The following is a 25,229-nucleotide window of genomic DNA, read 5'->3' as shown; positions in this document are numbered from 1 at the left end:
CACCGAGGCGTTTGGCTTTGGGGCTGCTGCGCAACCCATCGTCGACAAGTCAACTCCCACGCCCTCCGGGCAGAAGCAATGCTGCGGTGCCTCCCAAACTGGCGGAGCACCACCGATCTGTAGGAGCGCGCTTGCCCGCGATGAGGTCAGTACATTCAGGCCATTTTCGTTGGCTGAACACCTGCTTTCGCGAACAAGTTCGCTCCTACAGGTCCTGCGTCGCGCCTGATGCTTTTTCTCCCGTCGTGCCCTGTCACGCAACCATCACCAAAGCTTAATAGTCGTGACATCGCCCCTAAATAGCCTGCATCTGTGAAGCAATGGTTCAAACCATACAGTCGACCGGCCTTTATCCAGGCTGGCCCACGGAGACGACGCATGACTCAGATCGCCAGCATTCGAGACACCCGCGCAGACCGACGACTTCAGGCTGAACGCCTGGTTGGCAGCAAAGCCCTGCAGGAAGCCCAGGCTTTACGTTTCAGCGTCTTCAGTGGCGAATTCAACGCAAAACTCAAGGGTGCCGAGCTGGGTCTGGACATCGACGACTACGACGTCCATTGCGCACACATCGGCGTGCGCGACCTGGCCACCGGGCAATTGGTGGCGACCACCCGCCTGCTGGACCACAAGGCCGCCAGCACACTGGGCAAGTTCTACAGCGAAGAAGAATTCAGCCTCCACGGCCTGGGCCATTTACAGGGCCCGATCCTGGAATTGGGCCGCACCTGCGTGGACCCGGCCTACCGCAACGGCGGCACCATTGCGGTGTTGTGGAGCGAGCTGGCCGAGATCCTCAACGAGGGCGCCTACAGCTACCTCATGGGCTGCGCCAGCATCCCGATGCAGGACGGCGGCATCCAGGCCCACGCCATCATGCAGCGCCTGCGCGAACGTTACCTGTGCACCGAAAACCTGCGGGCCGAACCGAAAAACCCGCTGCCCACCCTTGATCTGCCCAACAACGTGATCTGCGAAATGCCGCCACTGCTCAAGGCCTACATGCGCCTGGGCGCGAAGATCTGCGGCGAGCCGTGCTGGGACGAGGATTTCCAGGTGGCCGACGTATTCATCCTGCTCAAGCGCGACGAGCTGTGCCCACGCTACGCCCGCCACTTCAAGGCAGCAGTGTAATGAGCCGGTTGCGCAGCTATGCGCGCGTCGCTCGGGTGCTGGCGGTGATCGCGCTGGGGCTGACCATCGCCGGCACCTTTACCCTCATGGAGCGCTTGCGCATCGGCCACTCGATGGCCCGCCGTCAGCGCTGGAGCAGCTGGTTCATGGCGCACCTGACCGGCGCCCTGCCCTTCCGCGTCACGGTCAGCGGCCAACTGCCCACCACGCCCATGCTGTGGGTCAGCAATCACGTGTCCTGGACTGATATTCCGCTGCTGGGCATGCTGGCGCCGCTGTCGTTTCTGTCCAAGGCCGAGGTGCGCACGTGGCCGGTGGCCGGTTGGCTGGCACTGAAAGCGGGCACGCTGTTCATTCGTCGCGGTTCGGGCGACAGCAAGCTGATCCAGAAACAGATCGGGCAACACCTGCTGGGCAATCATCCGCTGATGATCTTCCCCGAGGGCACCACCACTGATGGGCGCAGCCTGCGCACCTTCCACGGGCGTCTGCTGTCGAGCGCGGTGGAAACCGGCGTGCCGCTGCAACCGGTGGCGATTCAGTACCTGCGTAACGGCAAACCCGATCCGATTGCGCCGTTCATTGGCGATGACGATCTGCTGTCGCACTTGCGCCGGTTGTTCGCCAACGAGCAAGGGGATGTGCACATCCATCTGCTGAAGCCGATCCAGACCCTGGGCAAGGAACGCGCGGCGCTGGCATATGAAGCTCAGCAAGCGGTGCAAGTGGCCTTGTTTGGCGAGATCCCTCAAGCCGTGGTGCCGCGTCGAGAATCCAAAGCCGCTTGAGCGAACGCTTGGACCTGTGGATAAAACTCGGCGAAATCCTCGCTCAACGGCTGGTACAGACCGCGCAGTTCCTGCATGGCGCCTGCCAGCCCTTCGGGCCGTGACAGCCTGCGGGCAATCCCGGCCAACGCGTCGCCCACCATGTCGAAATCCCGATACGAACCGAGCCAGTCCTGCGCCGCCATACGCGGCGCGATGAATGCCAGACGTTCAGGCAACGCAGGCTCGTCGGCCAGTACGCGGTAAACATTATCGGTGAACGCCTCCAGCGGCACATCGGCATAGCGCTGCCAGTCTCGCGCCAGACAATGATCGAAGAACACATCCAGCACGATCCCCGCATAACGACGACGCTCCGCCGGGAAGCGGCCCATGGCGCGCTTGATCAGCGGATGCGCGTCGGTAAACGCATCGATGCGTCGGTGCAGGCGGATCGCTTCTTCAATCTCCAGCGGGAACCGACCCGGCAACAGGCCTTTGACGAAATCGCCGTAGAGACTGCCGAGCAATTGCTCCGGGCGCTGGCCGCCGAGGTGAAGGTGAGCGAGGTAGTTCATGGGATGGAATCACCTGTTTTGAAGGTTGGAGCGAGGCTTGCCCGCGAAGAAGGTGAACGGGTTGTGTCAGACATACCGTGTGATGAGCTTCGCGGGCAAGCCTCGCTCCAACAAATCAGGGCTACGTGCACTTCCCGGAAACACCTATATCGTTATAACCCGATATAGCGTTTCGCGATGTTCTCAGAACGCTTTCATATTTGTATATCGCGAAATACCAATATAAAGTTCGCCCCATCGCGATATACCGCTGAACCCTATTGAGAACGACATGCCTATCGACCTCGACGAAATAATAAAAGCCCTGGCTCATCCGGTTCGCCGCCAGATCCTGGGGTGGCTCAAAGACCCGCAAGCGTGTTTTCCCGATCAGGAGCACTCGCTGGAAAACGGTGTCTGCGCCGGTCAGATCGACCAGCGCGCCGGGCTGTCCCAGTCGACGATTTCCGCTCACCTGGCGACCCTGCAACGCGCCGGCCTGATCAGCAGCAAAAAGTACGGCCAGTGGCACTTCTTCCGACGCGACGAAGACGCCATCCAGGCGTTTTTGAAAGCCCTGTCCGAGCAGCTCTGACCCCCGACATTTCAAGGAGACGCTTCGTGCCTCTATCGCTTCTTATCTTGGCCCTGAGCGCGTTCGCCATCGGGACCACCGAGTTCGTCATCATGGGCCTGCTGCCCGAAGTGGCCACCGACCTGGGCGTCTCGATTCCCGGTGCCGGCTGGCTGGTCACCGGTTACGCCCTGGGTGTAGCGATCGGTGCGCCGTTCATGGCCATGGCCACCTCCAGGCTTGCGCGCAAAACCGCGCTGATCACGTTGATGGCCATTTTCATCATTGGCAATCTGCTGTGCGCAGTGGCCGCCGACTACAACATCCTGATGTTTGCGCGGATCGTGACCGCCCTGTGTCATGGCGCCTTCTTCGGCATCGGATCGGTGGTGGCGGCAGGCCTGGTGCCGGCCAACCGTCGCGCTTCTGCGGTGGCGCTGATGTTCACCGGTCTGACCCTGGCCAACGTGCTGGGCGTCCCGCTGGGCACGGCGCTGGGACAATTCGCCGGCTGGCGGTCGACGTTTTTCGCGGTGACCGTCATCGGTGTGCTCGCACTGATCGGGCTCATCCGTTACCTGCCCACCCGGCGCGATGAAGAGAAAATCGACATGCGCGCCGAACTGGGTGCGCTCAAGGGCGCCGGCATCTGGCTATCGCTGAGCATGACGGCGTTGTTTTCCGCCTCGATGTTCGCGCTGTTCACCTACGTCGCGCCGCTGCTGGGTGACGTAACCGGCGTCTCCCCCAAAGGCATCACCTGGACCCTGTTGCTGATTGGCCTGGGCCTGACGGTGGGCAACATCATCGGCGGCAAGCTGGCCGACCGGCGCCTGGCGGCCACGCTGATCGGCGTGTTCATCGCCATGGCGGTGATCTCCACCGCACTGAGCTGGACCAGCGTCGCGCTGATCCCCACCGAAATCACCCTGTTCCTGTGGGCCACCGCCACCTTTGCCGCCGTGCCGGCGCTGCAGATCAACGTGGTGACCTTCGGCAAGGACGCACCGAATCTGGTGTCCACCCTGAACATCAGCGCCTTCAACATCGGCAACGCCCTGGGCGCATGGATCGGCGGCACGGTCATCGAACAAGGCTTCGGCCTGACCCGCGTACCGCTGGCCGCCGCTGCGCTGGCCGTGGTGGCGCTGCTGGTGACCCTGATCAATTTCCGTCAGCGCGGCAACGCCGAACTGGCCCCTGCGACACCCTGATTCCCTGATTTTTCCTTTAACGACTGCAAGAGGATTTTTGCGAATGACCACTATTTTTGACCCGATCAAGCTGGGCGACCTGGAACTGGCGAACCGCATCATCATGGCACCGCTGACACGCTGCCGCGCCGATGAAGGCCGCGTGCCGAATGCGATGATGGCTGAATACTATGTTCAGCGTGCCTCCGCCGGCCTGATCATTTCCGAGGCCACGTCGGTCACTGAAATGGGCGTCGGCTACCCGAACACCCCCGGCATCTGGTCCAACGATCAGGTGCGTGGCTGGAGCAACGTGACCAAAGCCGTGCACGGCGCAGGCGGCAAGATTGTGCTGCAACTGTGGCACGTGGGCCGCATCTCTCACCCGCTGTACCTGAACGGTGAAACCCCGGTTGCGCCCAGCGCGATTCAACCCAAGGGCCACGTCAGCCTGGTACGTCCGATCACTGAATTCCCGACACCGCGCGCGCTGGAGCTGGCGGAAATCGCTGACATCGTCGACGCCTATCGCACCGGTGCGGAAAACGCCAAGGCGGCAGGCTTCGACGGCGTCGAGATACACGGCGCCAACGGTTATCTGCTCGATCAGTTCCTGCAAAGCAGCACCAACACCCGCACGGATGAATACGGCGGCTCCATCGAAAACCGTGCGCGCCTGATGCTGGAAGTGACCGACGCCGTGCTGGAAGTCTGGGATGCGGCCCGTGTCGGCATGCACCTGTCCCCGCGTGCTGACCTGCACGACATGGGCGACGACAACCTGGCCGAGACCTTCACCTACGTCGCCACCGAGTTGGGCAAGCGCAAGATCGCCTTCATCTGCGCCCGCGAACGTGAACTGGACGACAGCCTGGGCCCACGCCTGAAGCAAGCGTTCGGCGGCGCCTACATCGTCAACGAGAAGTTCACCAAGGAAAGCGCCAATGCCTGGCTGGCCGAGGGCAAGGCCGACGCGGTGGCGTGGGGCGTGCCGTTCATTGCCAACCCGGACCTGCCGGCACGTCTGGCCAAGGATGCCGCGCTGAACGAGCCGCACCCGGAAACCTTCTACAGCAGCGGCGCAGCGGGCTACATCGACTACCCGGCGCTGTAATCGTTGGTCTGAGCGGCAAAAAGCCCCGGCTCAGTGATGAGTCGGGGTTTTTTTTTTGAGCGGTAAAAACGTTCTCATTGTAGGAGCGCGCTTGCCCGCGATAGGGGCACATCAGCGACGTATTTATGGCTGACACACCGCCTTCGCGGGCAAGCGCGCTCCTACAGACAGTCAATCCATCACGGCCGGGCGTTGATCCGCTGCGACAACGTCTGAATCTGGCTTTGCAGGGTATTGATGTTGCGCGTCACCTGCCCGCGAAACGCATCGAATTCCGCGGTCGTGGCGCCTGCCGAGGCGGCCGGGCGGTTTTCCTGCTCGCTCTTGAGCACGATCATGTCCTGCTCCAGCCGATCAATTGCAGGGCCCGGGTTGCTCTTTTTCAGGGCCGCCACGTCTGCGGCCACGCTTTTGATCTCTGCGTCGAGTTTGTCCTGCGCCGACTGGGCCGACTTCGTGTCCGGCAGCGACGATTTCAACGCCGCGAGTTCCGTCGACACCGCTTTGAGCTGGTCCTGCAACTGGGTGTTGGTCGCCTGCTGCTGGGTCGCCTGAGTCGCGATCAGTTCCAGACGCTTGTCCAGACCGCCTTGCGCGCCAGCCACGCCCTGCTGCTGTTTGCTCTGGTCGTCCAGCTTGTCCTGCAATTCCTTGATCTGCGCCTTGAGCGCTTCGCCGCCGCTGCTGGCGAAGGTTTCCGTGGCCGTGACCTTGCCGGAAATGTCCTGCAGCCGCCCCGCCGCTTCCTCACTGATACGGGCGAAGCTTTCCTGCGTTGCGACCAGCTGCTGCTCCATCAGCGAGACCTGTTGATAACTCCACCAGCCAAGCCCGCAGAATGCGATGAACAGTACGCAGATCAACGCCCACAGCGCGCCAGTGCCCGGCGCTTTGACTTTCACCACTGGCGTGGTGCGCGAGTAGACCGTGGTGCGGTCGCGGGCGCCCGGGGCCGGCGAGAAATCCTCGTCGTCATCATCCTTGGCGCTGAGGTGCGGGATGTCATCGACGTCGTCGTATGGATCTTTGCGCATGAATGTCCCTTTGAAATCCGCTGAAACTGAATGTGGCCAGTATAACCATGGATGTCGGCATGGCCGAAACGCCCTGCGTCACTGCTGCGCTTTCCACCACCCGCAGAATTCGTCGAGGGCGGTCCACAGGCTGACTTTCGGCTCGTACTCCAGATAATGCCGCGCGCGGCTGATGTCGAGGGTGAAATCTTTGTGCATGACCTGCATGTTGATCCGCGACAGCGTGGGTTCAGGACGCCCCGGCCAGAGCAGGCAAGCGGCCTCGTTGACGGCGGCGGCGCTGTACGCCAGGCCATACAAGCGATAGCGCGTGACGGGGGGCAGCTGCATCTGGCGCATCACGTAATTGACCACGTCCCACAGCGGGATCGGCGTGCCGTTGCTGATGTTGTAGGCCTTGCCCAGCGCCGAGCCCGCCGCGAGCAGGCTGCCGAGGATGGCTTCGTTGAGGTTTTGAATGCTGGTGAAATCGACCTTGTTCAGGCCGTTGCCAACAATCGCCAGACGATTCTTGCGCTGCAGGTTCAGCAAGCGTGGAAAGACGCTGGTGTCCCCTGCGCCGGTGACCATGCGCGGGCGCAGGGCAATGACTTCCAGGCCGAATTCCTCAGCGCCGAACACCTTCTGTTCGGCCAGGTATTTGGTGGCGGCATAGTGATTGTTAAAGCGTTTGGGGACCTGTTCTTCCTTGAGGCCCACATGGGAGTGGCCGTCGAAATAAATCGAGGGCGACGACAGGTACACCAACCGGCGCACCCGCTGCTTGAGGCAGGCTTCAACGATGTTTTCGGTGACTTCGACATTGCCCCGATGAAAGTCCTGACGCCGGCCCCAGGCGCCGACCGCTCCTGCGCAATGCACCACCGCTTCGACGTCGTGGCACAGGCGAAGGGCCAGATCAGGGTCGGTCAAATCGCCCTGAACAAACTCCGCGCCACGTCGCACCAAGTGCTCGACGCCCTCGGCCCGACGGCCATTGACCCGCACGCTCATGCCCTGCTCCAGAGCGAAACGCGCAAAGCGCCCGCCAATAAAGCCGCTCGCGCCGGTGACCAGAATCTTCATTTACCGCTCCATTTGATGGCTTTACACATGACACAACAAGGCGCCCCTGTAGGAACGCGCTTGCCCGCGATGGCGTTTTGTCAGCGCCGTATTCGCCGCCCTGACACCGCTCAATCGCGGGCAAGCGTGCTCCTACAACTGAGGCACTGACGCTCAATCCGGCGCCAGCGGCACCAACCACTGCCCGGCATTTTTCGCCAGATGCTCGGTCAGGCGGGTCAGCAACTGCCCGCCATTGCGCCAATGATGCCAGTACAAAGGCACATCGACCGGACGATCAGCCAACAATTCCACCAATGTCCCGCGCTTGAGTTGTTCGCGCACCTGCAACTCCGGCACCAGGCCCCAGCCCATGCCGGCCTCGGCCATGCGGATGAAACCTTCGGACGAGGGGCACACGTGGTGATGAAAGCCGTCACCCACGCCCAGCGCTGCCAGGTAGCGATGTTGCAGGAAATCGTCGGGACCGTAGACCAGCGCCGGCGTTTTACCGATGCGCAGCGGGTCGACACCGTCAGGGAAATAGCGCGCCACAAACGCGGGACTGGCCAGCGCACGATAGCGCATGGCCCCCAACACCACACTCCGGGCCCCGGCCACCGGGCGCTCGCTGCCACATAAACAGGCGGCAACCTCTCCGGCCCGCATGCGCTTGAGTCCGACGTCCTGGTCTTCCACCACCAGGTCGGTGAGCAACCCCTGCTCCACGCAGAAATCCCCAACCGCCGGCACCCACCAGGTCGCCAGGCTGTCAGCGTTGAGCGCGATACGCAGGCGTTCGGGCATGCCCTCCTCGTCCAGCGCCGGCACCTGACTTTGCAGATCCCGCTCCAGCAACCGCACCTGCTGCACATGGTTGAGCAATCGTCGGCCGATGTCAGTCGGGGTCGGGGGCGTGGCGCGTATCAGCACCGGCAATCCGGTTCGCGCCTCCAGCAGTTTGATGCGCTGGGACACCGCCGATTGCGACAAACCCAACACCTGAGCGGCGCGTTCGAATCCGGCTTGCTCGATGACCGCCGCCAGCGCCGACAGCAATTTGTAGTCGAACATCAGTTTTCCTAATGAGCGATGAAGAATATTGGTTTTTCTTATACAGGGTCTGGCGGGAGAATCACCCCATTCTTCCAGTTACGAGATCACGTTTATGTCCGGTGAAACTTCACTCAACGTTCTATTACGCAGCATGAGCCCGGCGCTCAACCCAGGTGAGTACGTGTTCTGCAGCGTGGCGGACGCTGGCGCACTCGGCGGCGTCGAGGTGATCGGCAGTTTCCGGGAAGGGGAAGGCCTGAGCGTTATCCTTCATCGCCGCGACGCCGAATCCCTGGGCCTGGACTGCGCGTACGTCATGGCCTGGATCACCTTGACCGTGCATTCCTCCCTCGAAGCCGTCGGGCTGACGGCGGCCTTTGCCAGTGCGCTGGGCCAGGTGGGTATCAGCTGCAACGTGGTCGCCGGCTTCTATCACGATCATTTGTTTGTCGGAAAAGACGACGCCCAAAACGCCCTTGATGTGCTGTCGAACCTCGCTCGCGACGCCCACTGATCCCGAACCGGAGCCTCTGCCATGTGGCAAAGCTATCTCAATGGATTGCTGGTGTCGGCAGGGCTGATCATGGCGATCGGTACCCAGAACGCCTTCGTGCTCGCCCAGAGTCTGCGCCGCGAACATCACCTGCTGGTGGCGCTGCTATGCATCGTGTGTGACGCCTTGCTGGTGGCAGCGGGTGTTTTCGGTCTGGCCAGCGTACTGGCGCACAACCCGACCGTGCTGGCCGTGGCGCGCTGGGGCGGCGTGCTGTTTTTGCTGTGGTACGGGGTGCAGGCGCTGCGTCGGGCCTGTTCGCGACAGAGCCTGCAACACGGCGACGGCACCGGGTTGCGTTCGCGCCGGGCCGTATTGTTGAGTGCGCTGGCGGTGACCCTGCTCAACCCACACGTCTATCTGGACACCGTGTTGCTGATCGGCTCACTCGGCGCGCAACAGACGGTGCCGGGCGCCTATGTGGTCGGTGCCGCGAGTGCCTCGTTGTTGTGGTTCTCGACGCTGGCCATCGGTGCCGCGTGGCTGGCGCCCTGGCTGGCACGTCCCGCCACCTGGCGCCTGCTGGACCTGATGGTGGCGGTGATGATGTTCAGCGTCGCGGCGCAGTTGATTCGCTCGGTTTGAACACTGTGTACTTTTGTAGGAGCGCTTGCCCGCGATAGCATTCGGTCAGCCACCGCAGATGTTGGATGTGTCGCCTTTTCGCGGGCAAGCGTGCTCCTACAAATACCGTAGTTTTCAATCACCCCAGCCCCTGCAAAATCTTCATGATCTTCATCGCGCCGCTCTGGAACCTCTATCCCACACTGTTGTTGCGTGGTTAAGGGCCGGGGCCGGTGCTATGATCCTGACCCTGCGCCGCAACGAGTAAAAACTCGACGGCGTGTTTGTCCGGCCGCCCGTGATCGGCCTTGCGCTCACCGCAACCTGACCTGATTAGGAGAATTACAATGGCTTTTGAATTGCCGCCGCTGCCGTACGCACATGATGCTCTGGCACCGCACATTTCCAAGGAAACCCTGGAATACCACCACGACAAGCACCACAACACCTACGTCGTGAACTTGAACAACCTGGTGCCAGGTACAGAATTCGAAGGCAAAACCCTGGAAGAAATCGTCAAGACTTCGTCGGGCGGTATCTTCAACAACGCAGCCCAGGTCTGGAACCACACGTTCTACTGGAACTGCCTGGCGCCCAATGCTGGCGGCGAACCTACCGGTGCGCTCGCTGACGCGATCAACGCAGCATTCGGTTCTTTCGACAAATTCAAAGAAGAATTCAGCAAGACGTCCATCGGCACCTTCGGTTCAGGCTGGGGCTGGCTGGTGAAAAAGGCTGACGGTTCCCTGGCCCTGGCCAGCACCATCGGCGCCGGCAACCCGATCACCAGTGGCGACACCCCGCTGCTGACCTGCGATGTCTGGGAACACGCTTACTACATCGACTACCGTAACCTGCGTCCAAAGTACGTTGAGGCGTTCTGGAACCTGGTGAACTGGTCGTTCGTTGCCGAGCAGTTTGAAGGCAAAAACTTCACCGCTTGATCGACGCTTGCGTCAGCACGATAAAAAACCCGGCATGTCCGGGTTTTTTTTCGTCTTTCGGTGTGGTTTAAGTATTGTCAGCAAACGATAGCGGACTAATATCAGTCTCTTCCCAAAGGCAATGAAACAGTCTTAAGTAAACTCAGCTGTCGACCGACACAATGATGTTGAGCTGATAGCCAGTGTTAAACGGCACACGAAGGAAAATAGTGGGATCGGGCATTCTTATGTCGCTTGATCTGCGGGTTCGCTTTTGCCAAGGCTTGCAACCAGTCAACTGCTCCCGGCATGGATGAAGGAATGCTCATTTGAAGCTGGAACTCAAAGACAGCTTGTCGGTGAAGCTGCTGCGCGTCGTGTTGCTGTCGGCTCTGATCGTGGGCGTGGTGCTCAGCTGTGCGCAAATTGTCTACGACGCGTACAAGACCCGCCAGGCAGTGGCCAGCGATGCCGCGCGGATTCTCGACATGTTTCGCGACCCCTCGACCCAGGCGGTGTACAGCCTGGACCGTGAAATGGGCATGCAGGTCATTGAAGGGCTGTTTCAGGACAAGGCCGTGCGCATGGCGTCCATCGGCCATCCGAACGAAACCGTGCTCGCTGAAAAATCCCGTGAGCTCAGCGCCTCACCTACCCGTTGGCTGACCGACCCGATTCTCGGCCAGGAGCGCAGCTTCACCACCCAACTGGTCGGCCGCAGCCCGTACAGCGAATATTACGGCGACCTGCGCATCACCCTCGACACCGCCACGTACGGCCAGGGCTTTATCACCAACTCCTTCATCATTTTCATCTCCGGTGTGTTGCGCGCCCTGGCGATGGGGCTGGTGCTGTATCTGGTGTATCACTGGCTGCTGACCAAACCGCTGTCGAAAATCATCGAACACTTGATCAGCATCAATCCCGACCGCCCAAGCGAGCACCAGATCCCGTTGCTCAAGGGCCACGAGAAAAACGAGCTGGGCATCTGGGTCAACACCGCCAATCAATTGCTGGCGTCCATCGAGCGCAATACGCACCTGCGCCATGAGGCCGAAACCAGCCTGTTGCGCATGGCCGAATACGATTTCCTCACCGGCCTGCCCAACCGCCAGCAGTTGCAGCAGCAGCTGGACAAGATTCTGGTGGACGCCGGCAAGGTGCAGCACCGGGTCGCGGTGCTGTGTGTCGGGCTGGATGACTTCAAGGGGATCAACGAACAGTTCAGCTACCAGACCGGCGATCAACTGTTGCTGGCGCTGTCCGATCGACTGCGCGCGCACAGCGGTCGCCTGGGCACGCTGGCACGGCTGGGCGGCGATCAGTTCGCGCTGGTCCAGGCCGACATCGAGCAACCCTATGAAGCGGCCGAGCTGGCGCAGAACATTCTCGATGACCTGGAAGCGCCGTTTGCGCTGGACCATCAGGAAATCAGGCTGCGCGCCACCATCGGCATCACGCTGTTCCCGGAAGACGGCGACAGCACCGAAAAGCTGCTGCAGAAAGCCGAACAGACCATGACGCTGGCCAAGACCCGGTCGCGCAACCGCTATCAGTTTTACATCGCCAGCGTCGACAGTGAGATGCGTCGCCGCCGTGAGCTGGAAAAGGACCTGCGCGACGCCTTGGTGCGCGAGCAGTTTTACCTGGTCTACCAGCCGCAAATCAGTTATCGCAACCAGCGGGTAGTGGGCGTCGAGGCCTTGATTCGCTGGAATCACCCGGAGCACGGTCTGGTGCCGCCGGATCAGTTCATCCCGCTGGCCGAACAGAACGGCACGATCATCGCGATTGGCGAATGGGTACTGGACCAGGCCTGCCGCCAGCTGCGCGAATGGCACGACCAAGGCTTTCTGGACCTGCGCATGGCGGTCAACCTGTCCACCGTTCAGCTGCACCACGCCGAACTGCCGCGGGTGGTGAACAACCTGCTGCAGATCTATCGTCTGCCACCGCGCAGTCTGGAGCTGGAGGTCACGGAAACCGGCCTGATGGAAGACATCAGCACCGCTGCCCAGCATTTGCTCAGCCTGCGTCGCTCTGGCGCATTGATCGCCATCGATGACTTCGGGACCGGGTATTCCTCGCTCAGTTACCTGAAGAGCCTGCCGCTGGACAAGATCAAGATCGACAAGAGCTTCGTGCAGGACCTGATCGATGACGACGACGACGCCACCATCGTGCGCGCCATCATCCAGCTGGGTAAAAGCCTGGGCATGCAGGTGATTGCCGAAGGAGTGGAAACCGCCGAGCAAGAGGCCTATATCATTTCCGAAGGCTGCCACGAGGGACAGGGCTACTTCTACAGCAAGCCGCTCCCCGCGCGCGAGTTGCTGGCGTACCTCAAACAGGCAGAACGTACGCATATGGGCGTGTTGTAACGCGCCGCTTACCACTTGTAGGAGCCAACTTGTTGGCGAAGCGGGCTTCCCTGTTGAATCCGATAGATCGCTTCGCGAACAAGTTCGCTCCTACAGAATTGCCGCCGCATCCCCGCCTGAAAACCTCTGTCACACCTTGAAATACCTCCCCGCCTCACTAAAGGCCAATCGCCTTTACACAGAATGCAAATCTTTCGCATTATGTCGCAGCTTTTTCTGGCGCATGCCGCCGATCTCACTTCCCGACGCAGGATTCCGTCATGATCCGTATGCCCCTGGCAACCGCTAGTCTGTTGGCCATCGCTATCTCACTCGCCGGATGTGGCGAGGGCAAAGACAAGCCCGCTGCCGCTGCGCCAACCCCCGCTCCTGCCGCCGCAACCACCACAGCACCTGCTGCCGCAGCGCCTGCCCAGACCCACGATGCCGCCGCCAAGGCCGTGGTCGCTAATTACGCCAACATGGTCTTTGCCGTGTTCAGCGACGCGGAATCCACCGCCAAGACCCTGCGCACCACCATCGACACCTTCCTCGCCAACCCCAACGATCAGACACTCAAGGCTGCGCGTGACGCCTGGACTGCGGCCCGCGTGCCGTACATGCAGAGCGAAGTCTTCCGCTTCGGCAACACCATCATCGATGACTGGGAAGGACAGGTGAATGCCTGGCCGCTGGACGAAGGCCTGATCGACTACGTCGCCAAGGATTACCAGCACGCCCTGGGCAACCCCGGCGCCACCGCCAACATCGTCGCCAACACCACCGTGCAAGTGGGCGAAGACAAAGTTGACGTCACGCAAATCACTCCTGAAAAACTCGCCAGCCTCAACGAGCTGGGCGGCGCCGAAGCCAACGTTGCCACTGGCTACCATGCCGTGGAATTCCTGCTCTGGGGTCAGGACCTGCACGGCAACGAAGCCGGCGCGGGCGAACGTCCGGCCAGCGACTACATCGAAGGCGCAGGCGGCACCGGCGGCCATAACGACCGTCGTCGCGCGTACCTGAAGTCAGTGACGGACCTGCTGGTCAGCGACCTGGAAGAAATGGTCAACAACTGGAAGCCCGGCGTCGCCGACAATTACCGCGCGTCGCTGGAAGGCGAATCCGGCGAAAGCGGTCTGCGCAAAATGCTCTTCGGCATGGGCAGCCTGTCGTTGGGCGAGCTGGCTGGCGAACGCATGAAAGTGGCACTGGAAGCCAATTCCAGCGAAGACGAACACGACTGCTTCAGCGACAACACGCACAACTCGCACTTTTACAACGGGCTGGGAATCCGCAACGTATACCTGGGCGAGTACACCCGCGTCGACGGCACCAAGGTCACGGGCCCAAGCCTGTCATCGCTGGTCGCCAAGGCTGACGCCGCAACCGACACCACCCTGCGGGCCGACCTGGACGCCACCCAGGACAAACTCAAAGCCATCGTCGATCACGCCAACAAGGGCGAGCATTTCGACCAACTGATCGCTGCGGGCAACACTGCAGGCAATCAGGTGGTGCGCGACGCCATCGCCGCGCTGGTCAAGCAGACCGGCGCCATCGAACAGGCCGCGGGCAAGCTGGGGATCACCGACCTGAACCCTGACAACGCCGATCACGAGTTCTGATCCAACCGCTAAATCCCGCGGTTCGCGGGGCGCAACAAACACGCCGGTCCTCGTCCTGGGGACCGGCTTTTTTGTGCCTGGATTTTAGGCCCCGGCACAGTCCAGCACCGTGGCCCGATGGGGCCCGGACCGGACCGGTCTCGAAGTCGCGTAGGGCATTTCCCATTCATGACTTGTCGGATTGAAGCTGATGTTTACCGCGCCGATCATTTGCACTTTCTTGATCCACCCCATCCAGGAGGGAGACAGCCAGTGCCAACAAAAGACAGAAAAAGGCGCGCCGTCAAAGACGTTAATCACAACGACTACGGCATTCACTTATTGATCGGCGCGAAAGGGCCGAGGGCATGGAAAGTCACGATTTACCGCGACGGCTCGGTCTACAACCGTCTGTTCTCGTTCTCGCGCTACGGCGGGTCGGACGCTGCCCGCAAAGCGGCGGACGCGTGCCGGGACGAACTGATGCTGGCCTACCTGCCCAGGCTCAGCCGTGACATTCGTCAGCGGCTCATCAGCACCAACACCAGCGGCCATCCCGGCGTGCACTATCGCTGCTACACCGGCGTCGCCTACTGGGTGGCCCGCACCACATTGCGCAACGGCAGCAGCGTGACAAAGTCGTTCCGGGTCGAATTCTACGGCCATGAACGGGCCAAGGAGATGGCCATCCGTGAACGCGAGCGACAGCTCGACCTGCTGGGCGATTACCGTTCATTCAAGGTGGCGCAGGGCGAGAAACACCTCATCCAGCTGATCAAGGAAAACCCGTCACTGGAGATCGTCGGCATATGAATCCCCTGCCGCGGGCTGGCATCACTAATTGGTAACAACACGTTGCCAGGAGGGGCCTAAACGCAAATCCCTCCTATTCATGAAGGGCCGGGCTGGTAAGCTTGCTCGCCCGGATTTCCAGCCCGTCGCAGGATGTGTATGACCACGCGGTTCCATCAAACGCTTCTCCTGCTGGCGGCCATTGCCACTGGCGGGTGTGATGACGCCCCGCGTTTTACCCAGCCTGAACCCGGCGAACAACGGTCTGCCGGCGCCGCGACGGTCAGCAAGACGGACCGCAATGCCTTCTCGCTGCCCTCCGCCAATCTGTCCCCTTCACGGCGCCTGGATTTCAGCGTCGGCAATAGCTTCTTCCGCAGCCCCTGGGTGATCGCGCCCTCCACCACCACCGCCCGCGACGGGCTGGGGCCGCTGTTCAACACCAACGCCTGTCAGAATTGCCACATCAAGGACGGTCGCGGTCATCCACCCGAGCCGGGGGACAGCAACGCCGTGTCGATGCTGGTGCGCCTTTCCATTCCCGATGACCCGGCGTACGCCGAACGCATTGCCCGGTTGGGCCTGCTGCCGGAGCCGGTCTACGGCGCACAGTTGCAGGACATGGCCGTACCCGGCGTCGCTCCCGAAGGCCGGGTGCGTGTCGAATACGACGCCATGACCCTGCATTTTCGCGACGGCACACCGATTCAGCTGCGTCGCCCGACCTTGCAGATCACTCATCTGGGTTACGGCCCGATGCATCCCCAGACCCGCGCCTCGGCACGCATCGCGCCACCGATGATCGGCCTGGGTTTGCTGGAGGCGATTCCCGCTTCGTCCATTCTCGCCAACGCCGACCCCGACGATAAAAAAGGCACCGGTATCTCTGGCCGGGCCAATTGGGTGTGGGACGACGCACAACAGAAAACCATGCTCGGCCGCTTTGGCTGGAAGGCGGGGCAGCCGGGTATCAACCAGCAGAACTCCCACGCGCTGGCGGGAGACATGGGCCTGACCACAAGCCTGAACAGGTCCGATGACTGCACCGCCACGCAGACCGACTGCCTCACTGCACCCAACGGCGCCGGGCCCGATGGCGAGCCGGAAGTCAGCGACAACATCCTGCGTTTGATCACCTTTTACACCCGCAACCTGGGCGTACCGGCACGGCGCAATGTCGGGGACGAGCAAGTGCTGCTGGGCAAGACCCTGTTCTACAAGGCGGGGTGCCAGCAATGCCACACGCCGCAGTTCACCACCGGGCCGGATGCCAGCGAGCCGGAACTGGCCAATCAGCTGATTCGTCCCTACACCGATCTTTTGCTGCACGACATGGGCGAAGGCCTGGCGGACAACGTGAGTGAGTTCCAGGCCACGGGGCAGGAATGGCGTACCCCGCCGCTGTGGGGCATCGGGCTGACCCAAACGGTCAGCGGGCACACGCAGTTCCTGCACGACGGACGTGCCCGCAGCCTGATGGAAGCGGTGCTCTGGCACGGCGGCGAGGCCCAGGCCGCACAACGCCAGGTGCTGGCTTTCGACGAAACACAACGCGCAGCGCTGCTGGCGTTCCTGAATTCGCTATGACGGCGTTTCTCATTTTATTGTTTGAATACCAAGGAGCCGGACATGTTTCGTCCCAAGCTGTTGTTCACCAGCCTTGCCGCACTCGCGCTGGGCGCCTGTGCGCCTTCAGACCCGCAGGCCGTGACCTCCGCCGCCATTGCCAAGCAGGTGATCCTGCCGACCTACAGCCGCTGGGTCGACACTGACCGGCAACTGGCGATCAGCGCGTTGGCGTTCTGCCAGGGTAAATCCGACCTGGCCACCGCCCGCGCCGATTTCCTCCAGGCACAAAAAGCCTGGGCCCAACTGCAGCCGTTGCTGATCGGGCCGCTCGCTGAAGGCAACCGCACCTGGCAGGTGCAGTTCTGGCCGGACAAGAAAAACCTCGTCGGGCGTCAGGTCGAGCAGTTGATCACGGCCCAACCGAATATCACCGTTGACGCGCTGACCAAGGCCAGTGTCGTGGTGCAGGGCCTGTCAGCCTACGAGTACATCCTGTTCGACGCCGGCATCGACATGGCCAACGCTGAACAGAAAGCCCGCTACTGTCCGTTGTTGATGGCCATCGGCGAACGGCAGAAAGCCCTGGCCGAGGACATCCTCAACGGCTGGAATTCCGCGGACGGCATGCTGGCTCAGTTGAGCAAGTTTCCCAACCCGCGCTACGCCGATTCCCACGAAGCCATCGCCGAATTGCTGCGCGTGCAGGTGACCGCGCTGGACAGCCTGAAGAAGAAACTCGGCACCCCGCTGGGCCGTCAGACCAAAGGTGCGCCGCAGCCTTTCCAGGCCGAAGCCTGGCGCAGCAAATCTTCGCTCAGCAGCCTGCAAGCGAGCCTGGAAAGCGCCGAAACGGTCTGGACCGGCGTCGACAACCATGGCCTGCGCGGCCTGCTGCCCGCCGAGCAGAAACCACTGGCTGACAAGATCGACGCCGCCTACGCTGCCAGTCGTAAATTGCTGGCCGGCTTAAAGCCCCCGTTGGTGGATCTACTCGCCAGCGACGAAGGCCGTCAGCAACTCAACGCGTTCTACGACAGCCTCAACGTGGTCCACCGCTTGCACGAAGGCGAGCTGGCCAAAGCGCTGAACATTCAATTGGGTTTCAATGCCAACGACGGTGACTGATATGTTGCGACGCCAGGCCCTGGCTCTCGGCAGCCTCGTTCTCAGCGCGTGTACCCTGGGCGGCTGGACGCTGTTCCGGAAGAACAACGAAAGCCCGCTGCTGCTTTCTGCCCGCGATGACGCTGACGGCAAGCATTACGCCGTGGGTTATCGGGTGGACGGCACCCAGGTGTTCGCCACGCCGGTGGGCCAGCGTTGCCACGACATCATCAATCACCCCGAACTTGCCGTTGCGCTGTTCGTCGCCCGCAGGCCGGGGACCGAAAGCTACCTGATCGACCTGCGCGACGGTCGCTTGCTGCAAACCATTACCTCGCCCCCCAACCGGCACTTCTATGGCCACGCGGTGATTCATCGCGGCGGCGAGTGGTTGTACGCCACCGAGAACGACACCACCGATCCAGGCCGTGGTTTGCTGGGCGTCTATCGCTTCGTCGAGGGCCGGCTGCAACGCAGCGGTGAGGTATCGACCCATGGCGTCGGCCCGCATCAGGTCTCGTGGATGCCGGACGGTGAAACCCTGGTGGTGGCCAACGGCGGTATCAGGACCGAGGCCGAAAGCCGGGTGGAGATGAACCTGAACGCGATGGAACCGAGCCTGGTCCTGATGCAGCGGGACGGCACGCTGCTCAGCAAAGAGACCCTGCCCCAACAGATGAACAGCGTGCGCCACCTGGCGATTGCCGAGGACGGCACCATTGTCTCCGGACAACAGTTCATGGGCGCAAGCCATGAGTCCTCCGAGCTGCTCGCGATCAAGCGCCCGGGCCAGCCGTTCGCCGCGTTCCCGGTGCAGCCGGCGCAACTGCACTCCATGGCGCATTACACCGCCAGCGTTGCCATCCACAATGAGCTGCGACTGGTGGCGTTGACCGCGCCCCGGGGCAATCGCTTTTTCATCTGGGACCTGGACAGCGGCGCCGTGCGCCTGGACGCGCCGCTGCCTGATTGCGCGGGTGTCGGCGCCGTGGCAGACGGCTTCGTCGTGACCTCCGGGCAAGGCCGTTGCCGGTTCTACGACTGCCGCCGCAGCACATTGGCGGCTATGCCACTGGAATTGCCGGCCGGGTTGTGGGACAACCATTTGCATCTGGTTTGAGCGGACACATCCGCGCCTTGTGTAGGAGCTGACGAGCCGCCGAAGGCTGCGAATCGGTGGTGAGTCTGGCGCAATTGTGTCGCCTGACTCATTTCCATCGCAGCCTTCGGCAGCTCGTCAGCTCCTACACTGGAGGCGTCATCTGTTTTGCAAGGAAGTGAAATATGTTGCGTCGTCGCATGCTCATCATGCTGGCTGTGGTCCTGATCGTTGTCCTGGCCCTCGGCGGTTACAAAGCATTTTCGGTGTATCAACAAATCCAGCAATTCACCGCGCCTAAACCGCCGATCAAAGTGGCCGTGGCGATTGCTGAAGAGCGTCCGTGGCAAAGCCGTTTGCCCGCCATCGGCAGTCTCAAGGCGCTGCAAGGCGTGGACCTGAGTCTCGAGATCGCCGGCACGGTAAAGCTCGTTCAGTTTGAGTCAGGGCAAAAGGTCAAGGTCGGTCAGCCGCTGCTGCAACTGGACAGCGATGTCGAGAAGGCCCTGCTCGGGACCGCCGAGGCCGATCTGGGGCTGGCGCAGGTCGAGTTCGGCCGTGGCAGCAAGCTGGTGGTGGATCAGGCCATCTCTAAAGGGGATTTCGACAAGCTGGCCGCCACCCAGAAAAAAGCCTCTGCAACGGTGGCGCAGCTCAACGCGTCGCTGGCGAAGAAACGCATTCTCGCGCCGTTCAGCGGCACCATCGGCATTCGTCAGGTGGATGTCGGCGACTACCTCGCCAGCGGCACCGTGATCGCCACGCTTCAGGACCTGAGCAGCCTGTACGCCGACTTCTACGTCCCGGAGCAGACCCTGCCGAAACTGGCCATCGGCCAAGCGGTGCAGGTCGGCGTGGCGGCCTACCCGGATCAGGTGTTCGCGGCCAGAATCAGCGCCATCAACCCCAAAGTCGAAGACGCCACGCGCAATGTGCTGGTGCGCGCCACGCTGCCCAACCCCGACAGCAAGCTGCTGCCCGGCATGTTCACCAGCCTGCAGGTGGTGCTGGGCGATGACAGCCAGCAATTGGTGCTCCCGGAAAGCGCGATTACCTACACGCTGTACGGCAATTCGGTGTACGTCGTGGTGCCGAAGAAGAACGCCGACGGTCAACCCGAGAAGGACGACAAGGGCCAGGCGCAACTGGCGGTAGAGCGGCGTTTCGTCGAGACCGGCGAGCGGCGCGGCGGCCAGGTCATCATCAGCAAAGGACTGACCCGCGGCGAGCAAGTGGTCAGCGGCGGTCAGCTCAAGCTGGACAACGGCGCCCACGTCATCGTCAGCGACGAGCCGGCGTTACCGGGGCAGAACAGCCAGCCGCGCGCTGACTGATCAAGGAATCGATCATGGCCTTTACCGACCCGTTCATCCGTCGCCCCGTCCTGGCCTGCGTGATCAGTCTGCTGATCGTGCTCCTGGGTTTTCAGGCGTTCAACAAACTGACTATCCGCCAGTATCCGCAGATGGAAAACGCGCTGATCACGGTGACCACCGCCTACCCCGGCGCCAACGCCGAGACGATTCAGGGCTACATCACGCAACCGTTGCAGCAAAGTCTGGCGAGCGCTGAGGGCATCGACTACATGACGTCGGTGAGCCGGCAGAATTTCTCGGTGATTTCGATTTACGCGCGCATCGGTGCGGACAGCGACCGGCTGTTCACCGAATTGCTGGCCAAGGCCAACGAGGTCAAGAACAAGCTGCCGCAGGACGCGGAGGATCCGGTGCTGAGCAAAGAGGCAGCCGACGCCTCGGCCCTGATGTACATCAGTTTCTACAGCTCGCAACTGGGCAATCCGCAGATCACCGACTACCTGTCCCGGGTGGTCCAGCCCAAGCTGGCCACCCTGCCCGGCATGGCCGAAGCCGAGATTCTCGGCAATCAGGTTTTCGCCATGCGCCTGTGGCTGGACCCGATCAAACTCGCAGGCTTCGGCCTCACCGCCAGCGACGTCACCGACGCGGTGCGCAAATACAACTTCCTGTCGGCGGCGGGCGAGGTCAAAGGCGAGTACGTGGTCACCAGCGTCAACGCGACCACCGACCTGAAGTCCCCGGAAACCTTCGCTGCCATCCCGCTGAAAACCATGGGCGACAGCCGGGTGCTGCTGGGGGATGTGGCGCGGGTCGAGATGGGTGCGGAAAACTACGACACCGTCAGTTCCTTCGATGGCACGCCGTCGGTGTACATCGGCATCAAAGGCACCCCAAGCTCCAACCCGCTGGACGTGATCAAGGAAGTGCGGCGGATCATGCCGGAGCTCGAAAGCCAGCTGCCGCCGACCCTGAAGGTGTCCATCGCCTACGACGCCACGCTGTTCATCACCGCGTCCATCAACGAGGTGGTGAAGACGCTGATCGAAGCCGTGCTGATCGTCATCGTCGTGGTGTTCTTGTTTCTGGGGGCGTTGCGCTCGGTGCTGATCCCGGTGATCACCATTCCGCTGTCGATGATCGGCGTGCTGTTCTTCATGCAACTGATGGGGTACTCGATCAACCTGCTGACCCTGCTGGCGATGGTGCTGGCCATCGGGCTGGTGGTGGATGACGCCATTGTCGTGGTGGAGAACATTCATCGCCACATTGAAGACGGCAAGACGCCGTTCGATGCGGCGCTGGAAGGGGCGCGGGAGATTGCCATGCCGGTGGTCTCGATGACCATCACGTTGGCCGCGGTGTATGCGCCCATCGGTTTTCTCCAGGGGCTGACCGGCGCGCTGTTCAAGGAGTTCGCGCTGACCCTGGCCGGCGCCGTGATCATTTCCGGCATCGTCGCCCTGACCCTGTCACCGATGATGTGCGCCCTGCTCCTGCGCCACGATCCGAACCCCACCGGCCTGGCGCACAAACTCGACACTGTTTTCGAAGGCCTGAAAGTGCGCTATCAGCGCGTGCTGCACGGCACGCTGAACACCCGCCCGGTGGTGATCGTGTTTGCGCTGATCGTGCTGTGCCTGATCCCGGTGTTTCTCAAGTTCACTCAGTCGCAACTGGCGCCGGATGAAGACCAGGGCATCATTTTCATGATGTCCACCGGGCCGCAGCCGACCAACCTGGATTACATGAACGCCTACACCGATCAGTTCATCGAGATCTTCAAGGGGTTCCCCGAGTACTACTCCTCGTTCCAGATCAACGGCTTCAATGGCGTGCAAACCGGGGTGGGTGGTTTCCTGCTCAAGCCGTGGGACGAGCGCAGCCGCACGCAAATGGCAATCCTGCCGGAGGTGCAGGCCAAGCTGGCGGGCATCACCGGCTTGCAGATCTTCGGCTTCAACCTGCCGTCGCTGCCGGGCACCGGGGAAGGCCTGCCGTTTCAGTTCGTGCTCAACACGCCCAACGATTACGCCGCGCTGCTGGAAGTCGCGGACCGGATCAAGAAGCGCGCCGAAGCCTCAGGCAAGTTCGCCTTTCTCGACATCGACCTGGCCTTCGACAAGCCGGAAGTCGTGGTGGATATCGATCGGGCCAAGGCGGCGCAAATGGGTGTGTCGATGCAGGACCTGGGCGGAACGCTGGCCACGCTGCTGGGCGAGTCCGAGATCAACCGGTTCACCATCGAGGGCCGCAGCTACAAGGTCATCGCCCAGGTGGAACGACCGTTCCGCGACAACCCCGACTGGCTGAACAACTACTACGTGAAGAACGACCAGAACCAGATGCTGCCATTATCGACCCTGATCAAAGTCAGTGACCGCGCCCGGCCGCGCCAGTTGAATCAGTTCCAGCAGCTCAACTCGGCGATCATCTCCGGCTTCCCGCTGGTGAGTCAGGGCGAGGCCATCGAACTCGTCAGGCAGATCGCCAGCGAAGAAGCGCCGGCAGGGTTTGCCTACGACTACGCCGGCGCCTCGCGGCAGTACGTGCAGGAAGGCAGTGCGCTGTGGGTCACGTTCGGCCTGGCGCTGGCGATTATTTTTCTGGTGCTGGCGGCGCAGTTCGAGAGTTTCCGGGATCCGCTGGTGATTCTGGTGACCGTCCCGCTGTCGATCTGCGGCGCGCTGATTCCGCTGTTCCTCGGGCTGTCCACGCTCAACATCTACACCCAGGTGGGGCTGGTCACGTTGATCGGGCTGATCAGCAAACACGGGATTCTGATCGTCGAGTTCGCCAACCAGCTACGGCGGGACAGGGGCCTGTCGGCACGAGAAGCAGTGGAGCAAGCCGCTTCCATTCGCTTGCGCCCGGTGTTGATGACCACCGCCGCCATGGTCTTCGGGATGGTGCCGTTGATTATCGCGACCGGCGCTGGCGCGGTGAGTCGATTCGATATCGGGATGGTGATTGCCACGGGGATGTCCGTCGGCACGCTGTTTACGCTGTTTGTGCTGCCGTGTGTGTATACGTTGCTGGCGGCGAAGGACAAGCAACCGGAGCCAGTTCCAAAGACCGCAGACGCCTGAAAAATCGTTCGCGGGCAAGCCTCGCTCCAACAAAAAAGGCCCCGATCAACGGGGCCTTCAGGCAGGGGGTGGGTTCAATTCTGGTGGCCTGATCCCTGGGCCAGACCGTACATGAACAACAGCAAATCGTGGTCAGGCCGCTGGGCGACGTCCGCTTTCACCGCGCGGGGTAGATAACAGATGCCTTCGCCATGCTCGGCACTCAGGATCTTCGGCCGAGGCTGCTCCCAAGCCGCCAGCGCCACGGAGGCAACGCCCAACGCCCCGACCAGAAACAAACCTCGTGCCAGTTCTAGCTTCATCGATCTAAACCTTTGATTGGGCTGCCAAACGCCGTCTCGTAAAAATAGACCAGCTTGCTCCAGTCTGCAGGCTTGAACGACGAGTGGCGGCGCAGCTGTTTCATGTCGTGCTGCGCGGCCCCGTAGGCGGTCAGACGGCGGCGGCATTTTTCCAGATCGATCAGCGCCACTTCAGGTTTGGCGTCGGCGCCCTCCCCGACCACCCGCACAAAAACGTGCTTGATGTAGATACAACTGTGCTGCCAGCGGCCCTTGTGCATGCGCGCCAGGTTTTCCGCCAGCTCTTTGAGCATCTTTTCGTACACCACTTCGCCGTGGCGTTCGCGACCACCGGCGGCATACCATTTTTCGATTTCATCAAACCCGTCGAGGGAGGCGGTCACCAGCAAGGCGCGCCACTCGTTGTTCTCGTCACGCTCGGCGCCGCAGAACACCATTTTCGGCACGTTCACATTCAACCGGCGCAAGCCTTCGAGGGCGTCACGTTCGCGCAATACGGTCGGGCGACCGAACGGGTGCAGCCAACTGCGGTAGATGTGTCCGGTTTGCCGTTTCACGTAAAGCAACCGACCGTTTTCCGACACGACACGCTGCACACCGCTTTCCCCGCCACGACGAACATTGGGTTCTTCAACCCACTCCCCGCGCGTGCTCCAGAAATAAGAGAAGCGGTCCTTGGCCGGAATTGCCAAGTCTGCGACGAAATCAACAGCCATCCTGTTACCTCTTGCGTAATACATAGACACGCCACATGGCGTACAACGGCAGGAAATCCATTCGCTCCTGGATACGAAATCCTGCCTGCTCAAATTCTGCTTCTACTGTGGCCACCGGTAACACGAAACGGTTCTGGTAACCCTCCTGCTGCCGCTTGCGCTCGGCGCGCTTGCGTTTCCAGGCCTTGAAGTTGCCATCCACCCACAACGAAGTAATCACGCTGTCGCGCGTAACCCGGTGAAACTCCTTCAATAAAGTCGCCCGGTGCTGCGGATCGCCAATGTGGTGCATCAGCCGCATGCAAAAAATACTGTCCACCGCATTGTCCGGCATGTCGATGGCAAAGGCGGATGTCTGCAAGGGTCGTACCCTTTTCACCACCTCCGGCGCTTGCGACTGGCACGCCATGGCCACCATGTCCGCCGAGTTGTCCGCACCGATGATCACACGATTGGCTTTTTCAGCCAGCAAGGGCCAGAAACGCCCCGCACCGCAAGGCAGGTCCATTACCAGCCCAGGTTCACCCGCCAGCGCCAGTGCGCGCCTGGCCAGCTGTTCATCGCGACGATGAGACAGCCCTCGGGCCAAACCGTCTTTGTGCTTGTGCAGGTATTTCTGCGCGTGATCCCGGTTGTACTTGCGCGAAAACTCCAGCTCTATCCGTTTGGTCATGGTGTACCTCCCCAAAGATGTCGATTCGCACCGTAAGGGGGGCTACGTCATCCTGAGGTCATACTTATGTGAAAAAAATGTCATGTTCG

The 25,229-nt window shown here is 61.6% G+C and carries 23 protein-coding genes; 16 read left to right on the top strand and 7 right to left on the bottom strand.

Annotated elements, in window-relative coordinates; genetic code table 11:
- The first annotated feature begins 378 nt into the window (after positions 1-378).
- Positions 379-1,134, top strand: a complete 756-nt coding sequence (gene olsB / locus ABQX22_RS16665; protein ID WP_349800962.1) for an L-ornithine N(alpha)-acyltransferase — start codon at positions 379-381, stop codon at positions 1,132-1,134.
- Positions 1,134-1,922, top strand: a complete 789-nt coding sequence (locus tag ABQX22_RS16660) for a lysophospholipid acyltransferase family protein (RefSeq protein WP_349800961.1) — start codon at positions 1,134-1,136, stop codon at positions 1,920-1,922. Before olsB ends, ABQX22_RS16660 begins: the two co-directional genes overlap by 1 nt.
- Here ABQX22_RS16660 and ABQX22_RS16655 read toward each other — a convergent pair.
- Positions 1,883-2,479, bottom strand: a complete 597-nt coding sequence (locus ABQX22_RS16655; RefSeq protein WP_349800960.1) for an ACP phosphodiesterase — start codon at positions 2,477-2,479, stop codon at positions 1,883-1,885. The genes ABQX22_RS16660 and ABQX22_RS16655 overlap by 40 nt on opposite strands.
- A gap of 271 nt (positions 2,480-2,750) precedes the next feature.
- On the opposite strand from ABQX22_RS16655, the gene ABQX22_RS16650 reads away from it, so the two are divergent.
- The 3 genes from ABQX22_RS16650 to ABQX22_RS16640 are packed head-to-tail and all read left to right on the top strand — an operon-like array spanning position 2,751 to position 5,339.
- Positions 2,751-3,053: an ArsR/SmtB family transcription factor gene (locus ABQX22_RS16650; RefSeq protein WP_441005299.1), complete on the top strand. Its 303-nt coding sequence runs from the start codon at positions 2,751-2,753 to the stop codon at positions 3,051-3,053.
- Between the two features lie 26 nt (positions 3,054-3,079).
- Complete coding sequence (locus ABQX22_RS16645; RefSeq protein WP_349800959.1) at positions 3,080-4,246, top strand: MFS transporter; 1,167 nt, start codon at positions 3,080-3,082, stop codon at positions 4,244-4,246.
- Positions 4,247-4,289: 43 nt separating this feature from the next.
- Positions 4,290-5,339, top strand: coding sequence for an alkene reductase (locus tag ABQX22_RS16640; protein ID WP_349800958.1), 1,050 nt, complete (start codon positions 4,290-4,292; stop codon positions 5,337-5,339).
- A gap of 179 nt (positions 5,340-5,518) precedes the next feature.
- On the opposite strand, the gene ABQX22_RS16635 is transcribed toward ABQX22_RS16640, so the two are convergent.
- The 3 genes from ABQX22_RS16635 to ABQX22_RS16625 form a co-directional block, all read right to left on the bottom strand.
- Complete coding sequence (locus ABQX22_RS16635) at positions 5,519-6,373, bottom strand: hypothetical protein (protein WP_349800957.1); 855 nt, start codon at positions 6,371-6,373, stop codon at positions 5,519-5,521.
- A 78-nt stretch (positions 6,374-6,451) separates the two neighbouring features.
- A complete protein-coding gene (locus tag ABQX22_RS16630) occupies positions 6,452-7,438 on the bottom strand; it encodes an NAD-dependent epimerase/dehydratase family protein (RefSeq protein WP_349800956.1) in 987 nt (328 codons plus the stop codon).
- 153 nt (positions 7,439-7,591) lie between these two features.
- Complete coding sequence (locus tag ABQX22_RS16625; protein WP_349800955.1) at positions 7,592-8,491, bottom strand: LysR family transcriptional regulator ArgP; 900 nt, start codon at positions 8,489-8,491, stop codon at positions 7,592-7,594.
- A gap of 94 nt (positions 8,492-8,585) precedes the next feature.
- Between ABQX22_RS16625 and ABQX22_RS16620 the strand changes: the two genes are divergently transcribed.
- The 11 genes from ABQX22_RS16620 to ABQX22_RS16570 all read left to right on the top strand — a co-directional run bounded on the left by ABQX22_RS16620 (position 8,586) and on the right by ABQX22_RS16570 (position 23,449).
- On the top strand, positions 8,586-8,987 hold the full coding sequence (locus ABQX22_RS16620) for an ACT domain-containing protein (protein WP_349800954.1): 402 nt from the start codon (positions 8,586-8,588) through the stop codon (positions 8,985-8,987).
- Between the two features lie 21 nt (positions 8,988-9,008).
- The gene (locus ABQX22_RS16615) at positions 9,009-9,611 is read left to right on the top strand and encodes a LysE/ArgO family amino acid transporter (protein WP_349800953.1); all 603 of its coding nucleotides are present in this window, start codon (positions 9,009-9,011) and stop codon (positions 9,609-9,611) included.
- A gap of 326 nt (positions 9,612-9,937) precedes the next feature.
- A complete protein-coding gene (locus ABQX22_RS16610; protein WP_349800952.1) occupies positions 9,938-10,534 on the top strand; it encodes a superoxide dismutase in 597 nt (198 codons plus the stop codon).
- 308 nt (positions 10,535-10,842) lie between these two features.
- Complete coding sequence (locus tag ABQX22_RS16605) at positions 10,843-12,894, top strand: putative bifunctional diguanylate cyclase/phosphodiesterase (RefSeq protein WP_349800951.1); 2,052 nt, start codon at positions 10,843-10,845, stop codon at positions 12,892-12,894.
- Between the two features lie 260 nt (positions 12,895-13,154).
- Positions 13,155-14,501 (top strand): imelysin family protein, encoded by a 1,347-nt coding sequence (locus tag ABQX22_RS16600; protein ID WP_349800950.1) that lies wholly within the window; start codon positions 13,155-13,157, stop codon positions 14,499-14,501.
- A 252-nt stretch (positions 14,502-14,753) separates the two neighbouring features.
- On the top strand, positions 14,754-15,293 hold the full coding sequence (locus tag ABQX22_RS16595; protein ID WP_349800949.1) for a hypothetical protein: 540 nt from the start codon (positions 14,754-14,756) through the stop codon (positions 15,291-15,293).
- 138 nt (positions 15,294-15,431) lie between these two features.
- Complete coding sequence (locus tag ABQX22_RS16590) at positions 15,432-16,859, top strand: di-heme oxidoreductase family protein (RefSeq protein WP_349800948.1); 1,428 nt, start codon at positions 15,432-15,434, stop codon at positions 16,857-16,859.
- 42 nt (positions 16,860-16,901) lie between these two features.
- Positions 16,902-17,966, top strand: a complete 1,065-nt coding sequence (locus ABQX22_RS16585) for an imelysin family protein (RefSeq protein ID WP_349800947.1) — start codon at positions 16,902-16,904, stop codon at positions 17,964-17,966.
- A 1-nt stretch (position 17,967) separates the two neighbouring features.
- Positions 17,968-19,065 (top strand): DUF1513 domain-containing protein, encoded by a 1,098-nt coding sequence (locus ABQX22_RS16580; protein WP_349800946.1) that lies wholly within the window; start codon positions 17,968-17,970, stop codon positions 19,063-19,065.
- A 164-nt stretch (positions 19,066-19,229) separates the two neighbouring features.
- The gene (locus tag ABQX22_RS16575) at positions 19,230-20,378 is read left to right on the top strand and encodes an efflux RND transporter periplasmic adaptor subunit (RefSeq protein WP_349800945.1); all 1,149 of its coding nucleotides are present in this window, start codon (positions 19,230-19,232) and stop codon (positions 20,376-20,378) included.
- Between the two features lie 14 nt (positions 20,379-20,392).
- On the top strand, positions 20,393-23,449 hold the full coding sequence (locus ABQX22_RS16570; RefSeq protein ID WP_349800944.1) for a multidrug efflux RND transporter permease subunit: 3,057 nt from the start codon (positions 20,393-20,395) through the stop codon (positions 23,447-23,449).
- A 74-nt stretch (positions 23,450-23,523) separates the two neighbouring features.
- On the opposite strand, the gene ABQX22_RS16565 is transcribed toward ABQX22_RS16570, so the two are convergent.
- The 3 genes from ABQX22_RS16565 to ABQX22_RS16555 are packed head-to-tail and all read right to left on the bottom strand — an operon-like array spanning position 23,524 to position 25,140.
- The gene (locus ABQX22_RS16565) at positions 23,524-23,751 is read right to left on the bottom strand and encodes a hypothetical protein (protein ID WP_349800943.1); all 228 of its coding nucleotides are present in this window, start codon (positions 23,749-23,751) and stop codon (positions 23,524-23,526) included.
- Positions 23,748-24,467, bottom strand: coding sequence for a lipopolysaccharide kinase InaA family protein (locus tag ABQX22_RS16560; protein ID WP_349800942.1), 720 nt, complete (start codon positions 24,465-24,467; stop codon positions 23,748-23,750). Before ABQX22_RS16560 ends, ABQX22_RS16565 begins: the two co-directional genes overlap by 4 nt.
- A gap of 4 nt (positions 24,468-24,471) precedes the next feature.
- Positions 24,472-25,140 (bottom strand): class I SAM-dependent methyltransferase, encoded by a 669-nt coding sequence (locus tag ABQX22_RS16555; protein ID WP_349800941.1) that lies wholly within the window; start codon positions 25,138-25,140, stop codon positions 24,472-24,474.
- Positions 25,141-25,229: the final 89 nt, after the last annotated feature.

The organism is Xanthomonas sp. WHRI 1810A, from assembly GCF_040202885.1.
GTDB lineage: Bacteria > Pseudomonadota > Gammaproteobacteria > Pseudomonadales > Pseudomonadaceae > Aquipseudomonas.
The sequence above is the reverse complement of the archived record's forward strand: the minus strand, read 5'-3'. Positions and strand labels throughout refer to the sequence as shown.

Bases quoted from the DNA above. Each gene is read 5' to 3' on its own strand.
- ABQX22_RS16625 (WP_349800955.1), bottom strand. From the start codon at position 8,491: ATGTTCGACTACAAATTGCTGTCGGCGCTGGCGGCGGTCATCGAGCAA.
- ABQX22_RS16570 (WP_349800944.1), top strand. From the start codon at position 20,393: ATGGCCTTTACCGACCCGTTCATCCGTCGCCCCGTCCTGGCCTGCGTG.
- ABQX22_RS16620 (WP_349800954.1), top strand. From the start codon at position 8,586: ATGTCCGGTGAAACTTCACTCAACGTTCTATTACGCAGCATGAGCCCG.
- ABQX22_RS16600 (WP_349800950.1), top strand. From the start codon at position 13,155: ATGATCCGTATGCCCCTGGCAACCGCTAGTCTGTTGGCCATCGCTATC.
- ABQX22_RS16555 (WP_349800941.1), bottom strand. From the start codon at position 25,140: ATGACCAAACGGATAGAGCTGGAGTTTTCGCGCAAGTACAACCGGGAT.
- olsB (WP_349800962.1), top strand. From the start codon at position 379: ATGACTCAGATCGCCAGCATTCGAGACACCCGCGCAGACCGACGACTT.
- ABQX22_RS16650 (WP_441005299.1), top strand. From the start codon at position 2,751: ATGCCTATCGACCTCGACGAAATAATAAAAGCCCTGGCTCATCCGGTT.
- ABQX22_RS16580 (WP_349800946.1), top strand. From the start codon at position 17,968: ATGTTGCGACGCCAGGCCCTGGCTCTCGGCAGCCTCGTTCTCAGCGCG.
- ABQX22_RS16660 (WP_349800961.1), top strand. From the start codon at position 1,134: ATGAGCCGGTTGCGCAGCTATGCGCGCGTCGCTCGGGTGCTGGCGGTG.
- ABQX22_RS16630 (WP_349800956.1), bottom strand. From the start codon at position 7,438: ATGAAGATTCTGGTCACCGGCGCGAGCGGCTTTATTGGCGGGCGCTTT.
- ABQX22_RS16615 (WP_349800953.1), top strand. From the start codon at position 9,009: ATGTGGCAAAGCTATCTCAATGGATTGCTGGTGTCGGCAGGGCTGATC.
- ABQX22_RS16585 (WP_349800947.1), top strand. From the start codon at position 16,902: ATGTTTCGTCCCAAGCTGTTGTTCACCAGCCTTGCCGCACTCGCGCTG.
- ABQX22_RS16565 (WP_349800943.1), bottom strand. From the start codon at position 23,751: ATGAAGCTAGAACTGGCACGAGGTTTGTTTCTGGTCGGGGCGTTGGGC.
- ABQX22_RS16590 (WP_349800948.1), top strand. From the start codon at position 15,432: ATGACCACGCGGTTCCATCAAACGCTTCTCCTGCTGGCGGCCATTGCC.
- ABQX22_RS16635 (WP_349800957.1), bottom strand. From the start codon at position 6,373: ATGCGCAAAGATCCATACGACGACGTCGATGACATCCCGCACCTCAGC.
- ABQX22_RS16610 (WP_349800952.1), top strand. From the start codon at position 9,938: ATGGCTTTTGAATTGCCGCCGCTGCCGTACGCACATGATGCTCTGGCA.
- ABQX22_RS16560 (WP_349800942.1), bottom strand. From the start codon at position 24,467: ATGGCTGTTGATTTCGTCGCAGACTTGGCAATTCCGGCCAAGGACCGC.
- ABQX22_RS16655 (WP_349800960.1), bottom strand. From the start codon at position 2,479: ATGAACTACCTCGCTCACCTTCACCTCGGCGGCCAGCGCCCGGAGCAA.
- ABQX22_RS16575 (WP_349800945.1), top strand. From the start codon at position 19,230: ATGTTGCGTCGTCGCATGCTCATCATGCTGGCTGTGGTCCTGATCGTT.
- ABQX22_RS16640 (WP_349800958.1), top strand. From the start codon at position 4,290: ATGACCACTATTTTTGACCCGATCAAGCTGGGCGACCTGGAACTGGCG.